The 14,040-nt window shown below is 61.4% G+C and carries 12 protein-coding genes; 8 read left to right on the top strand and 4 right to left on the bottom strand.

What is annotated here, in order from left to right:
* Nucleotides 1-43: 43 nt before the first annotated feature.
* The 8 genes from BG57_RS08505 to fliR all read left to right on the top strand — a co-directional run bounded on the left by BG57_RS08505 (nt 44) and on the right by fliR (nt 6,926).
* Nucleotides 44-1,444 (top strand): flagellar hook-length control protein FliK, encoded by a 1,401-nt coding sequence (locus BG57_RS08505; RefSeq protein ID WP_035962234.1) that lies wholly within the window; start codon nt 44-46, stop codon nt 1,442-1,444.
* Between the two features lie 947 nt (nt 1,445-2,391).
* Nucleotides 2,392-2,883: a flagellar basal body-associated protein FliL gene (gene fliL / locus BG57_RS08500; RefSeq protein WP_035962232.1), complete on the top strand. Its 492-nt coding sequence runs from the start codon at nt 2,392-2,394 to the stop codon at nt 2,881-2,883.
* Between the two features lie 35 nt (nt 2,884-2,918).
* Nucleotides 2,919-3,920 (top strand): flagellar motor switch protein FliM, encoded by a 1,002-nt coding sequence (gene fliM / locus BG57_RS08495; RefSeq protein WP_035962230.1) that lies wholly within the window; start codon nt 2,919-2,921, stop codon nt 3,918-3,920.
* Nucleotides 3,913-4,347: a flagellar motor switch protein FliN gene (gene fliN, locus BG57_RS08490; protein WP_035962228.1), complete on the top strand. Its 435-nt coding sequence runs from the start codon at nt 3,913-3,915 to the stop codon at nt 4,345-4,347. Before fliM ends, fliN begins: the two co-directional genes overlap by 8 nt.
* Nucleotides 4,344-4,856 (top strand): flagellar biosynthetic protein FliO, encoded by a 513-nt coding sequence (fliO, locus tag BG57_RS08485; protein WP_035962226.1) that lies wholly within the window; start codon nt 4,344-4,346, stop codon nt 4,854-4,856. Before fliN ends, fliO begins: the two co-directional genes overlap by 4 nt.
* 237 nt (nt 4,857-5,093) lie before the next feature.
* Nucleotides 5,094-5,834, top strand: a complete 741-nt coding sequence (fliP, locus tag BG57_RS08480; protein ID WP_229754047.1) for a flagellar type III secretion system pore protein FliP — start codon at nt 5,094-5,096, stop codon at nt 5,832-5,834.
* 17 nt (nt 5,835-5,851) lie between these two features.
* On the top strand, nt 5,852-6,121 hold the full coding sequence (gene fliQ / locus BG57_RS08475; RefSeq protein ID WP_035962223.1) for a flagellar biosynthesis protein FliQ: 270 nt from the start codon (nt 5,852-5,854) through the stop codon (nt 6,119-6,121).
* A 10-nt stretch (nt 6,122-6,131) separates the two neighbouring features.
* Complete coding sequence (gene fliR / locus BG57_RS08470) at nt 6,132-6,926, top strand: flagellar biosynthetic protein FliR (RefSeq protein WP_035962221.1); 795 nt, start codon at nt 6,132-6,134, stop codon at nt 6,924-6,926.
* An 834-nt stretch (nt 6,927-7,760) separates the two neighbouring features.
* On the opposite strand, the gene flgL is transcribed toward fliR, so the two are convergent.
* The 4 genes from flgL to flgJ all read right to left on the bottom strand — a co-directional run bounded on the left by flgL (nt 7,761) and on the right by flgJ (nt 14,031).
* Entirely contained in the window at nt 7,761-9,002 is a 1,242-nt protein-coding gene (gene flgL / locus BG57_RS08465; protein ID WP_035962219.1) for a flagellar hook-associated protein FlgL, read from the bottom strand.
* A gap of 11 nt (nt 9,003-9,013) precedes the next feature.
* Nucleotides 9,014-10,957 (bottom strand): flagellar hook-associated protein FlgK, encoded by a 1,944-nt coding sequence (flgK, locus tag BG57_RS08460; protein ID WP_035962217.1) that lies wholly within the window; start codon nt 10,955-10,957, stop codon nt 9,014-9,016.
* 1,081 nt (nt 10,958-12,038) lie between these two features.
* A complete protein-coding gene (locus BG57_RS08450) occupies nt 12,039-12,791 on the bottom strand; it encodes a flagellar brake protein (RefSeq protein WP_035962423.1) in 753 nt (250 codons plus the stop codon).
* Nucleotides 12,792-12,987: 196 nt separating this feature from the next.
* Nucleotides 12,988-14,031, bottom strand: coding sequence for a flagellar assembly peptidoglycan hydrolase FlgJ (gene flgJ, locus BG57_RS08445; RefSeq protein WP_035962213.1), 1,044 nt, complete (start codon nt 14,029-14,031; stop codon nt 12,988-12,990).
* Between the last annotated feature and the right edge of the window lie 9 nt (nt 14,032-14,040).

The raw sequence follows: 14,040 nt of genomic DNA, 5'->3' as shown, positions 1-14,040 counted from the left end.
GCTTGTCCGCGTGTAGTTCATTTATCGAATTTCAGAGACTGATATGTCCTCCGTTTCATTCACTGGCGCGCTGACGGGTGTTTCGTCATCGTCATCGTCTTCTGGCGCATCGGCGGCCAAGCGCGCGGCGAGCGCGGGCGCGTCGTTCGGGCTGACGCTGCAAAGCATCACCGATCGCGCCAATGCAGAGGCGCAAGCGGCGCAGGCGCAGGCTTCGTCCGACCAGTCGAGCGTGCATGACGCGCCGAAGCCCGACGACAGCGCCGCGAGTCAGGATGACGACGTGCAGGCTTCGTCGTCGTCGGATGCGAGCGGCAAGGCGGACGCTGCGGCGGACGCATCGAAGCCCGCGGACAAGACCGAAAGCGCGGACGCATCGAAGGCGGCTGCATCGACCAAGCCGGCCGCATCCGCCGATGCAGCGGCCAAGGCTGCCGCCGACGCGAAGGCGCGGGCGGATGCCGCGAACGCAGCGAATGCGGACACCAACGCGGTGGCTGACGACGCCACGCTCGCCGATCTTGCCGATGCGGCAGCGAGCGGTTTGACGACGGCATCGACGGACGACGATGCATCCGCTACCGGCGACACGAAGAAAACCGGCGATGCGAAAGCGGCGCCGGACCCGTTGCAAGCCGCGCTCGCGGCGATGAACAACCCGCCGGCGGCCGCGGTCGTGACGGCGCCGGCTGGTCATGCGGGCGCGGATGGCGGCAAGGCTGGCGACGGCGACATGCCGCGTGGCGCGAAGGGTGCGCGGGGCGTGCTGCTGGCGAATGCGTCGGCGGGCGACGGCAAGAATGCCGCTGCGAGCGCGCAGGCCGACGCGACGGCATTGACCAATGCACAGGCGGCGCTGACGCCGGTTGCTGCCGATGGCGGGACGGCCGCGTACAAGCAGGCAGCGGATGCGGCGGCGCACGCGGTGGCGATGCAGACGGCATCGGCGAGTTCGGCGGTATCGAATCCGCAGGGCGCGATGACGGCGGCCACGAGCGCGGCGATTGCACCGCACGTGGGGGCATCGGGCTGGGACGATGCGTTCAGTCAGAAGGTGGTGTTCTTGTCGAATGCGGATCAGCAGAGTGCTGAACTCACGCTCAATCCGAAGGATCTCGGGCCTTTGCAGGTGACTTTGCAAGTCGCCGATAACCACGCGCATGCGCTGTTCGTGTCGCAGCATGCGCAGGTCCGGGAGGCGGTCGAGGCCGCCATGCCGAAGCTCCGTGAGGCCATGGAGGCTAATGGCATCAGCCTCGGAAGCGCTTCGGTTTCCGATGGGTCTGCGTTTGCTCGTCAGGGGCAGTCGGGCGGGGATCGGTCGGAGAGTGGCGGCGGGCGGCGTGGGGGTTCTACTGGCGGTGGTGGAGTGGGTGCTGCCGGCGGTTCGGGTTCTGTTTCGCCTTCGCGGCGGGTTGTTGGACTCGTGGATACGTTTGCCTGAGGTTTCAGGCGGCTCTTTTTTCGTTGAGCTTGTATTCGTGTCGGTCTATTAGTGCGCCCCTCCCCGGGGCGGGGGTCACTTTCTTTGCTGTCGACCAGAGTTGGCGCTTTAGCGCCTTACTCTGGTCCCATGCAAAGAAAGTAACCAAAGAAACCAGCTTTTTTCTGAACCGCACGAAGCACTAACTTGTGTGGTCACTTCGTAGAACATCGGTGGCCCTCAGCTTGAAAGAGCCTTGAATCACCTTCCGCGCCCACTGACTACTAACGTCCTCCGAGCCCCTTGGCTCGTCAAAACCAACTGCGTGCTAGGCGCCACGCTGCAACTCAAGGGCTGCCGACTCCGCTCGAAGCCGCTCGGCGCCACCTACTGAAGCTTCTGTCGCTCGCGCAACGCTCGCGATGAGCCGGCCTGCGCCGCTGAGCGGCGTTCGATCCTGCAAAGGTATTCCCGCCTTCGGAAGGTGATTACTGCATGATCTTGCAGCTGTGCTCCTTACCTGCTCCGTATCTAAAACGTTCGATCAGCGTTGATGGCGTGTGGCACATGGCGCGCGGCGCTCCACTGGTGTTGTCGAGCCAAGGGGCTCGGAGGACGTTAGTAGTCAGTGGGCGCGGAAGGTGATTCAAGGCTCTTTCAAGCTGAGTGCCACCGATGTTCTACGGAGTGGCCACGCAGGTTAGTGCTTCGTGCGGTTCAGAAAAAAAGCTGCTTTCTTTGGTTACTTTCTTTGCAGCGGCAAAGAAAGTGACCCCCGCCCCGGGGAGGGGCGAGCCAATAGACCGACACGAATACAAGCTCAACAACAGAAAGAACACCCCGCGCGGTTGCGCAAAAGAACCGAAAACCCCAAACGTACGAGATAGCCCCGAAACCCCCCTCTATTCCCCCCATCACAACCACCTGCGATAGCGAACAATGCATCCTATCGAAAGAGGCACGCATTCATGGCTACCACGACCGCAAACCAGCAACCCATCGTTCCCGCGAAGAGCGGCAAACTCAAGCGCATCCTGATCATCGCGATCGGCGCAATCGTCCTGCTCGGCGCAGGCGCCGGCGGCGCTTACTTCCTGCTCGGCAAGACGAACCACGGCCCCGCGAAACCCGCGCCGGTGCCGCCGCCCGTCTTCTTCCCGCTCGACTCGCTCACCGTCAACCTGCAAGCCGACGACGGCATCATGCACTACTTGCGCGTCGGCCTCACGCTCAAGCTCAAGGACGCAAAAGGCCAGGCCGCCCTCACCGAACGCATGCCGGAAATCCGCAGCCGCGTGCTGCTCATTCTGTCGGCCAAGCATCCGGAAGAACTCGCGACCATCGACGGCAAACGCAAGCTCGCAACCGAACTGCGCAGCGCAGTCGAAACCATCGGCAGCACGCCCGAGCAGCCCGCCCACGTCGATGATGTGCTCTTCACCGAGTTCGTCGTCCAGTAAGCCCGCGGCATCAATCTAAAGAAACGGAAAGAGTCATGGGCCACGAAGAATTCATGTCGCAAGAGGAGGTCGATGCTCTCCTCAAAGGCGTCACCGGCGAAATAGACCAGGTCTCGGACGAGAACAAGCCCGGCGCCGGCGTGCGTCCCTACAACATCGCGACGCAGGAACGCATCGTCCGCGGCCGGATGCCCGGCCTCGAAATCATCAACGACCGCTTCGCGCGACTCATGCGCGTCGGCATCTTCAACTTCATGCGGCGCTCGGCGGAAATCTCCGTCGGTCCCGTGAAGGTGCAGAAGTACAGCGAATTTACCCGCAATCTGCCGATCCCGACGAACCTGAACCTCGTCCACGTGAAGCCCCTGCGCGGCACGTCGCTGTTCGTGTTCGATCCGAACCTCGTGTTCTTCGTCGTCGATAACCTCTTCGGCGGCGACGGGCGGTTCCATACGCGCGTCGAAGGCCGCGAGTTCACGCAGACCGAGCAGCGCATCATCCACAAGCTGCTCAATCTCGTGTTCGAACACTATGCGGCGTCGTGGCGCAGCGTGCGCCCGCTGCAGTTCGAATACATGCGCTCGGAGATGCACACGCAGTTCGCGAACGTCGCGACGCCGAACGAAATCGTCATCGTGACGCAGTTCACGATCGAATTCGGCTCGACGGGCGGCACGCTGCACATCTGCTTCCCGTACTCGATGATCGAACCGATCCGCGACGTGCTCTCATCGCCGATACAGGGTGAAGCGCTCGAAGTGGACCGCCGCTGGGTGCGCGTGCTGTCGCAACAGGTGCAATCGGCGGAAGTGGAACTGACGGTGGATCTCGCGGAGGTGCGCTCGTCGTTCGAAAAGCTGCTCAACATGCGCGTGGGCGATGTCTTGCCGATCGACATTCCCGAGCACGTCGTCGCCAAAGTGGATGGCGTGCCCGTCATGGAATGCGGCTACGGAATTTTCAATGGTCAATACGCGCTGCGCGTCCAGAAGATGATCAGCGCAAGCGATTCCCCGAAGGAAGGTAGTTATGAGTGATTTGATGCAGGAAGACACGCAGCCCGGCGCGACCGTTTCGAACAACGAGGAAATGGCCATGGACGATTGGGCCGCCGCGCTCGCCGAACAGAACGGCAACGATACGCCCGTCGCCTCCGCCGGCGTATTTCAGCCGCTGTCGAAGGCCGCAACGCCGTCGACGCGCAACGACATCGAGATGATCCTCGACATCCCCGTGCAGATGACGGTGGAGCTGGGACGCACGAAAATCGCCATTCGCAATCTGTTGCAGCTCGCGCAAGGCTCGGTCGTGGAACTCGACGGTCTCGCTGGCGAGCCGATGGACGTGCTCGTGAACGGCTGCCTCATCGCGCAAGGCGAAGTGGTCGTCGTGAACGACAAGTTCGGTATTCGCCTGACGGACATCATCACGCCGTCCGAACGTATCCGGAAGCTGAATCGATGAAACGCATTGCCGCTGGCGCGCTGTTCGCCGCGCCCCTCCTCGCTCGCGCCGCCGACATGAACGCGGTGAATCATGCCGCGCAGATCGCATCGAGCGTCGGCGCGGGAAGCGCGGTGCCGTCGCTCGGTTTCGGCGCCGTGTTGCAGACGCTGCTCGGCCTCGTCATCGTGATCGGCTTCGTGTTCGGCTGTGCATGGCTCGCGCGCAAGCTCGGCTACCAGGGCGGCAAGCGAAGCGGACTCGTGAAAGTGATCGGCGGCGCATCGCTCGGCAACAAGGAGCGCGTCGCGGTCGTCGAAGTCGGCGGTACGTGGCTCGTGCTCGGCGCGGGCCCCGGCAACGTGCGGCTCTTGCATACGATGCCCGCGGGATCGGCTGAAGTGGAAGGCGTCACGGATCAAGCGCCGTCGTCCGCGCAAACGTTGCAAGGCTCGTTCGGTCAGCGCTTCCGCGATGCTCTCGCGGGCGAAGCGAACAAGCGCATGCAGAAGTTCGTCGGCGGCAAGTAAGTCTTCGCAGTTCAGCGGTACAGGGCGCGCGGTCCGCGAGGGTCGCGCGCCTTTGCGTTTCATCGCTTGAAAACGCGCTGAAACGTCGCTCGCAATGAAGCGAGTTAGCCCCAAATCCCCCCTCTTTTCCCGCCATCGTTTGCGAGCGGCGTGGTCAACAATTCAGCCTGTCGAACATGACTACGTTTTCGTAGGCGGGAGCAAGTAATGCAGTTCAGTCGGAACATCGTGCGCGGAATGAAACTCGCGCTGCCCGTTGTCATCGCGTTGATGCCGTATGCGGCCTTCGCGCAAAGCACGGCGGGTCTGCCCGCTTTCAACACGAGTCCCGGCCCCAACGGCGGCACGACGTATTCGCTCAGTGTGCAGACGATGCTGCTGCTCACGATGCTGTCGTTTCTCCCCGCGATGGTCCTGATGATGACGAGCTTCACGCGCATCATCATCGTGCTGTCGCTGCTGCGTCAGGCGCTCGGCACGTCGAGCACGCCGCCGAATCAGGTGATCGTGGGACTGGCGCTCTTTCTCTCGTTCTTCGTGATGTCGCCGGTTCTCGACAAGGCGTATAACGACGCGTACAAGCCCTTTTCTGAAGGCACCATCGCGATGGAACAGGCGATGACGCGCGGCGTCGCGCCCTTCAAGCAGTTCATGCTGAAGCAGACGCGCGAATCGGATCTTGCGCTGTTCGCCCGCATTTCCAAGGCTCCGCCGATGAACGGCCCCGAGGACGTGCCGCTGTCGCTGCTCGTGCCGTCGTTCGTCACCAGCGAACTGAAGACGGGCTTTCAGATCGGCTTCACGATCTTCATTCCGTTTCTCATCATCGACATGGTGGTGGCGAGCGTGCTGATGTCGATGGGCATGATGATGGTTTCGCCGTCGACGATCGCGTTGCCGTTCAAGCTGATGCTGTTCGTGCTCGTCGATGGCTGGCAATTGCTGATCGGCTCGCTCGCGCAGAGCTTCGTTTCCTGATTCCGTGAGACTTTGAAATGACACCCGAATCCGTCATGACGATGGCCCATCAGGCGATGTATGTCGCGCTGTTGCTGGCTGCGCCGCTGTTGCTGGTGGCGCTCGTCGTGGGTCTGGTGGTGAGCCTGTTCCAGGCGGCCACGCAGATCAATGAGTCGACGCTATCGTTTATTCCCAAGCTGATTGCCGTTGCGGTGACGCTGGTCATCGCCGGGCCGTGGATGCTGTCCACGTTGCTCGACTACATGCGGCACGTGTTCACCATCACGCCCGGCATCACGGGCTGAGTTCGCCGCGATGTTCTCCGTCACTTATGCGCAGCTCAATGTCTGGCTGACCGCGTTCCTCTGGCCGTTCGTGCGCATTCTCGCGCTCGTGGCCACCGCGCCGATCCTGAGCCACATGGCCATTCCGATGCGGGTGAAGATCGCGCTGGCGGCCTTCGTGACGCTGATCGTTGCGCCGACGTTGCCGGCCATGCCGGATGCGACGGTGTTTTCGGCGGCCGGCGTGTGGATCATCGTGAATCAGTTTCTGATCGGCGCGGCTATCGGAATGACGATGCAGATTGCGTTTGCCGCCATCGATGCGGCGGGCGAGTTCATCGGGCAGCAGATGGGTCTCGGCTTCGCGATGCTCTATGATCCGCGCGCTGGCGGGAATGCGGTGGTTATATCGCGATACCTCAACACGCTGGCGATGCTCGCGTTTCTTGTCTTCGATGGGCATCTGCAATTGATTGGAGCGCTCGTGACTACGTTTCAGAACGTGCCCATCGGGGCGAATGTCGTTGCTGCGGCTTCTCATGCACAGGGGTGGAGGGTGCTTGTTGGATACGGCGGAAGCATCTTTGCCACTGGGCTTTTGCTGGCGCTGCCGGTTGTTGCTGCGTTGCTCATCGCCAATCTCGCGCTTGGCATTCTCAATCGGGCTGCGCCGCAGATTGGGATTTTCCAGGTTGGATTTCCTGTCACTATGCTCGTTGGGTTGCTTCTCCTGCAGCTCATGGTGCCGAATCTTTTGCCGTTCTTTGCGAGGGTTTTTGATTCGGGGATCGCACAGGTGGGGCGCGTTGCGCAGGGGATGTTCTGAAGGGCTTTTTTCTGTTGTTGAGCTTGTATTCGTGTCGGTCTATTAGCGCGCCCCTCCCCGGGGCGGGGGTCACTTTCTTTGCTGCTGCAAAGAAAGTAACCAAAGAAAGCAGCTTTTTTTCGAACCGCACGATGCACAGACTTGTGTGGTCACTTCGTAGAACAGCGGTGGCACTCAGCTTGAAAGAGCCTTGAATCACCTTCCGCGCCCACTGACTACTAACGTCCTCCGAGCCCCTTGGCTCGTCAAAACCGACTGCGTGCTAGGCGCCACGCTACAACTCAAGTGCTGACGGACTGACTCGAAGCTGCTTACTGAGGCTGCCGCTCGAACTCCGCGCTCCGTTGCTATTGCACCGCTTCTGTCGCGCGACGCTCGTGATGAGTCGGCCTGCCGCCGAGCCGCGTTCGATCCTGCAAAGGTATTCCCGCCTTTGGAAGGTGACTGCCGCATGACCTGCCGCTGTGCTCCATACCTGTTCTGTGTTTCGAAGGTTCAATCAGCGTTGATGGTGTGTGGCACGTGGCGCGTGGTGCTCCACTGGTGTTGTCGAGCCAAGGGGCTCGGAGGACGTTAGTAGTCAGTGGGCGCGGAAGGTGATTCAAGGCTCTTTCAAGCTGAGGGCCACCGATGTTCTACGGAGTGATCACACAACTTAGTGCTTTGGGCGGTTCGAAAAAAAAGCTGCTTTCTTTGGTTACTTTCTTTGCATGGGACCAGAGTAAGGCGCTAAAGCGCCAACTCTGGTCGACAGCCAAGAAAGTGACCCCCGCCCCGGGGAGGGGCGAGCTAATAGACCGACGCGAACACAGTTCAACGAGAGAAAACGAACCCTCAACCACCACCCAAATAATCAAACAACGACATCTTCTGAATTTGAGTAAAAGCCATCTGCGCGGCTTGAAGCGAAGTCTGGGTCAACTCATAAGAGCTAATCGCCGACACGAGATCGATGCTCGTGAGGTTAGCCAGATCCGACGCAGTCTGCGTCTGCGTCGTCTGCATCGCGCTCTGCGTAGACTGCACTTCCTGTTCGCGTCCGCCTACGACCGTCTGCGCCGACAGCACGTTATTGAACGTATTGGTGATCTTGGTCCCGGCCGTCGTCAGCGCATTGACGAGCGCCGCCTGCGCGCCAGACGTACCCGTCGGCTGCTTCAGCGCATTGACCAGGTTATCCAGCGTCGCAAAGATGTCGTTGTTGTCCGTCGCCGCCGGCTGCACCGTGAACGTGTCGTTGTTCGCAGGCACGCCGCCGATCGTCACCTTCTGTCCGCCAAGCGTGATGTCCGTCTTGCCCGTGTACGCAGTCGGCGTCGTCGGCAGCGATGAATCCGGCGGCGTCGCCGTCACCAGATAGCTCGTCGTGCCAGCAGTCGCATCGACCGAAAACTTGATCGTGTACGTGCTCGCGTTGTTCGGATTGCTCGTGTCCTCCACGCTCACGGCACTGATCGTGCCCGTGCCCGTGTTGCCCAAAGCCGCACTCGATACCGGATCGCTCTCCGTCGCCGATACGCTGCGGAAAATCGATGCGCCCGTATCGCCCACGGCAATCGAGCGGCCCTCGCTGATCTGCATCGTGCGCTGGCCGTAATCGCCCGAATAGGTCGTGCCCACACCCGACGGATCGTCCGAGAACGGCTTCGTGCCGCCCTTCAGTCCCGAGAAGATGTAGTTGCCGCTGCCGTCCGTCGTGTTGGCCAGGCCCATCAGCTGGTCGCGATAGCCCTTGATCGCGTCCGCGACCGCCGCACGGTTCGAATCGTTGAGCGAGCCGTCGCCCGCCTGAACGAGCTTCGACTGAATGCTCTGCATCACGCTGCTCACTTCGCTGAGCGTCGAGTCTTCCTGCTGCAACGCGGACAGCGCCGTCGTCTGATTCGTGCTGTATTGCGAAAGCGCGCCGCTACGCAGCGTCAGTTGCACAGCCTGCGCGGCGCCGAGCGGGTCGTCCGATGCGGTCAGAATGCGCTTGCCCGCCGAGATCTGCTGATACATCGACGCAAGCGTGCTCTGCTGGTCGCTCATCGAAGCGACGTTCATGTTGAAGTACTGGGAACTGGAAATACGCATCGCGGTTCGCCTTAATTGAAGATGCCGAGCAGCGTCTGGAACAGGCTCGACGCCGTCTGGATCACCTTGCTGTTCGCCTGGTAAAGCTGCTGATACTGAATCAGATTCGCCGCTTCCTCGTTCAGGTTCACGCCCTGCACGGATTGCTGCGCCGTCGTCGCCTGATTGAGCAGCGCGGTCTGCGACGAACTCGTTGCCTTGAGCTGGTTCGTCTGATTGCCGATGGTGTTCACGTACGCCGCATACGAGTTCGTCAGCGTTTCGCTGCCGCCATCGAGCGATTTCGCCGACACGAGTTTCGCCATCGCGAGCGCATTGCTGCCGTCGCTCGTGCCGCCCTTGTTCGGGGCGATGGTGAACGCATCGTTATCGGCGGGCTTGCCGCTGATCGTCGCGCTGATGCCGTTCGACGTGACCGTCAAACCCTTCGACGAGTCGTAGGGAATCGTCGAATTCGCGGCATACGTGGTGCCGTTCACGGTCACATCGACATTGGACGTGAAGCCGCTCGCCGCCGAGTCGTACGTCAGCGTGATGCCCGATCCCGTCGGCATGGTATAGCCCGCCGCGGCCGTCGCCGATGTGATCGCCGCCGTGCCCGTATTGCTCGTCGACGCCGACGACACCGCCGGCGATGCCGCCGCAATCGCGCCGGCGCTGGTCGTCGCGAGTGCGAAGTTGTCGAGCGCGGCGCGCGTCGGCTGGATCGAGAAGGAATCGCCCTTCTGCATCGTGCCGGACACGGTGATCTTCAGGCCCGCGACCGTGCCTCCGCCATCGGCGGCGGAGAAGCTGCCGAGCGCCTTGCCCGATGCGCTGTCGGTCACCTGGTAGTCGGTGCCGTCGAAGGTGACGTCGTAGTCGCTGGTCGTCGGCTGGGTCGGATCGGCGAACGAAACGGAGACGCTGCCCGTGCCCTTGTTGCGGGCGTCGGCGTAGATGACGGGATCGCCCGTCGAAAACAGTGCGCCGCCCGGCTTGCCGTTGAGGTCGAGGCCGAGCGCGTTCTGCCCGTTGAGTTGCGCGGCGAAACTGGTGGCGATGGCGCCGAGTTGCGCCTGCGCCGGATCGAGCGTTTCGTTGCGGAAGGAGATCAGTCCGCCGACGACGCCGCCGGTGAGCGCCGAGTCGTCGATGTATTGCGTCTGCGCGGCGGTCGGCGTGGAGCCGTCGCGGCTCTTGAATGCGACGGTGAGTTCGCTCGGATCGGACGGCGACGCGACGGTTTGCAATCCATATTGCGTATTGCCGACGACGAGCGGCTGCCCGTTGCCGATGAACACGTTGTAGTTGCCGTCTTGCTGCACGACTTGCACGCCGATCATCGAGCTGAGACTCGACACTGCCTGATCCCGCTGGTCGAGCAGTTGATTCGGCTGCTGTCCCGATGCGCCGGCGATGTTGATCTGCTTGTTGAGATCGGCGATTTGCTGCGCGTAGCTGTTGATCGACGATACGGCGCTGGTCAGTTGCGTGTTGACGCTTTGGCGCAACTGGTCGTATTGCTCGCCGGCGGACGTCAGTTGATTGGCGAGCGTTTGCGCGCTGCTGACGAGCGATTGACGCGACGCGGAGCTGCTTGCAGCGTTCGCGACTGACTGGAGGCCGGAGAAGTAGTTGGTGATGCCTGCAGCGATGCCTTCGGTCGGATCGCCGACGAGGTTGTTGAGCTGCGAGATCATCGTGTAGTACGTGTTCGCTGCGCTGCTCGACGATTGCGTGTTGTTGACTTGCGTCGTGAGGTACTGGCTGTACTGGCGCGTGACGGCGGCGGTTTGCACGCCGCTGCCGAGATAGCCCGAGCCGGTGTATTGCCCCGACGATTCCTGGTACGCGACCTTCTCGAGCGTATAGCCCGGTGTCGCGGCGTTGCTGATGTTCTGACCGGTCGTCGTCAGGCCCCATTGGGCCGCGTTCAAGCCCGACAGGCCGATGTTGAAGAGGTTGTTGGACATTGACGGGGGTTCCTTTTTTCGCTGCCCGCGGGGGCGTGCCTGCTGCTGCTGCGCTCGCGCTCTTGCCGTTGTGCCTTATATCGGCGGATGGTTTGCGTTCCTTTAGCCGGAACTTGGCTTTGTTGATTATCGGGTTTGTGTTTTTGTTTTTATCTGCCGAAATGGCGGTTGTTTTGGGCTCTTTTTCGGTGAGCTTGTATTCGTGTCGGTCTATTGGCTCGCCCCTCCCCGGGGCGGGGGTCACCTTCTTTGCTGTCCACCAGAGTTGGCGCTTTAGCGCCTTACTCTGGTCCCATGCAAAGAAAGTAACCAAAGAAAGCAGCTTCTTTCTGAACCGCACGAAGCACTAAGTTGTGTGGTCACTTCGTAGAACATCGGTGGCACTCAGCTTGAAAGAGCCTTGAATCACCTTCCGCGCCCGCTGACTACTAACGTCCTCCGAGCCCCTTGGCTCGTTAACACCAATGGGGCATCACGCGCTACGCACAATTAACGCTGATCGGACATCTGAAGAAAAAACAGGCACGTGTACAGCGCAAGATCACGCAGCAGCGTCTCAAAGGCGGGATAGCCTTGCACGGTTGACCGTCGCTCGCGTTGTAGTGGCTCATCATGAGCGTCGCGCGCCAGAAGCGGTGCAATAGCAACGAAGCGGGGAGTTCGAGCGGCAGCCTCAGTAAGCAGCTTCGAGTAAATCCGTCAGCTCTTGAGTTGTAGGTGGCGCCTAGCTCTCAGTTGGTTTTGACGAGCCAAGGGGCTCGGAGGACGTTAGTTGTCAGTGGGCGCGGAAGGTGATTCAAGGCTCTTTCAAGCTGAGTGCCACTGCTGTTCTACGAAGTGAGCACATGTACTCTGCTTCGGGCCCGAAAAAGCTGCTTTCTTTGGTTACTTTCTTTGCATGGGACCAGAGTAAGGCGCTAAAGCGCCAACTCTGGTCGACAGCCAAGAAAGTGACCCCCGCCCCGGGGAGGGGCGAGCTAATACACCGACACGAATACAAGCTCAACGAGAAAAGAACACCCCGCGCCGCTGCGCAAAAAACGAAAGCGGCCCAACCGGCGGTTGCCAAGAACAACCGCCCTCACTTAGCGAGCGCCCGCCGCTTCATCTCCAACTGCGTAATAAGCCGCTGAAGCGTATTCTCCGCCGACCCCGGCATCGAAATGAACTTGAACCCGAGCGTGAACCGCCGATCGCCCTTGGGCGTCAGCGACTCCCGATGCGATACGAGCATGATATCGAGCGTCACCTTCCCCGTGGCGGTGAAGTGCAATTCAGCATCCTGAATCACGACGCCCATCTCCATATCCGCAACCCGCTCATCCGACGTGCGCAACGCAACGCCGCCCAGCGACAAATCATGCACTTCGAAGCGAAACCGATCCCCATCCGGCAGCGTTCCGCTGCAAATATACGGATCGAGCACCGGCGCTTCCACACGGAAATACTCGCGACGCTGCATGTAGTACAGCACCGGCGGAAACTCCGCCTCGAACGCAGGCCGGCCATCGAACACCGTCTCGCGCGGCGTCGCCGTCGTGAATTCGACCCGCACGCCCTCAGGCGCAGCATGGAAAATCAGCTTCTGCGCACGCAGCAGATCGCGATTCTGCTCCGCCACGCCGCCCCAGTCGAAAGTGAATCGATGTGACGTCACATCGACATCCAGCAGGCGCGTGACGATCTGCGCGTCGCCATATTGCGCCGTCAGAAAGTCGCCGCGATTCGCCAGATTGCGCAGCGATACGCCGATCTCCAGCGGATTCCGACGCCCGAAATCCACTTCGTGGTCGCAGTCGTCATCGGCAAAGTCATGCTTGTGATTGGTGTTCATGGTGCTGGCCGTGTTCATGTTTTCTCCCCGCATCGCCCGCCTCTCGACGCCACGCGGCGAGCCGCCCGCCTCGCTACGGTACTTGTCGTCCACGAGTTAGCGGCATGCCTCACGAAAAGTTTAGGGGCCGTCACGTAAATCTTGTGTGGGGAGGCGTGCGTTCAGACGTAAAACGTTTGCACCATCCAGGGCGCCGTCAAACGATCTGCTTCATGATCGAAATCAGCTTCTTCGCGTACTGCGGGTCCGTCGCATAGCCCGCCTTCTGCATGCCATGCGCAAAGCCCGCCACGTCGCGCGACGCTTCCACCACCGGCGCATAACGCGGATTGTTCTTGATGAAGCTCGCGTAATCGGTCAACGCTTCTTCATACGAGTCATACGCGCGGAACCGCTCCACGACCTTCTTCGGCTGGCCGTTGACGTATTCCGTCGTCACCGCACTGACGGTCTTGCCCGTCCAGCTGCTCGTCGCCTTGATGCCGAAAATATTGTGGCTCGTCGCGCCATTCGCCTGCCTGATCTCGCGCTTGCCCCAGCCGGACTCCAGCGCCGCCTGCCCGATGATGAACCGCGCCGGAATGCCCGTCGCCGCGCTCGCCGCCTGCGCCGGTGCAGCCAGCCGCTCGACGAACGCGTTCACCTTGTCCGAACCGTTGCCGCGCACCGGCGGCTCCAGCGCACTCGCCGCCGTGTAGCCGCGTCCATCGCCGAGCGATGCGCCGTTCTTGTTCGCCTGCGCCGCCGCATAAGCCTTCGCCATCGCATTCATCGCGGCGATGTTGCCCGCATTCGCTTCGATGTCGCCGCCGCCGCCGCCCGATAAAGCGTTCATCGCATTCATCGCGCCGGCGCTGCCCATGCCGCCCGCATCCGCCTTGCCGCCCGCGTTGCGCATGAGCTGCTTGAGCATCATGTCCGCCACGCCGATGCCCTTCGAAGACATCTGCTGCGACAACTGCTGATCCAGCATCGCGGTGAACGACTTCGAATCGTTCGATTCGAACGGGCTGTCCGATGGCGTCGCGTCGCGCATGCTCTTCAGCATCATCTGCGTGAAGACGGCGTCGAATTGCTGCGCGGCCGCCTTCAGTCCTTTCTGCGGATCCGCATTTGCCTGCGCCCGCAGCGCGTCGAAGCCCTGCGTGTCGAGCGCGAAACGGTTCGACAGGTTCGACAATCCGCTCGTATCGGTCGATGCCAGCGCCGTGCTGGCGATACCGCTCGTATTCGAGTTCATGTGCCGTCC

The organism is Caballeronia grimmiae (assembly GCF_000698555.1).
Taxonomy (GTDB): domain Bacteria; phylum Pseudomonadota; class Gammaproteobacteria; order Burkholderiales; family Burkholderiaceae; genus Caballeronia; species Caballeronia grimmiae.
The sequence above is the reverse complement of the archived record's forward strand: the minus strand, read 5'-3'. Positions and strand labels throughout refer to the sequence as shown.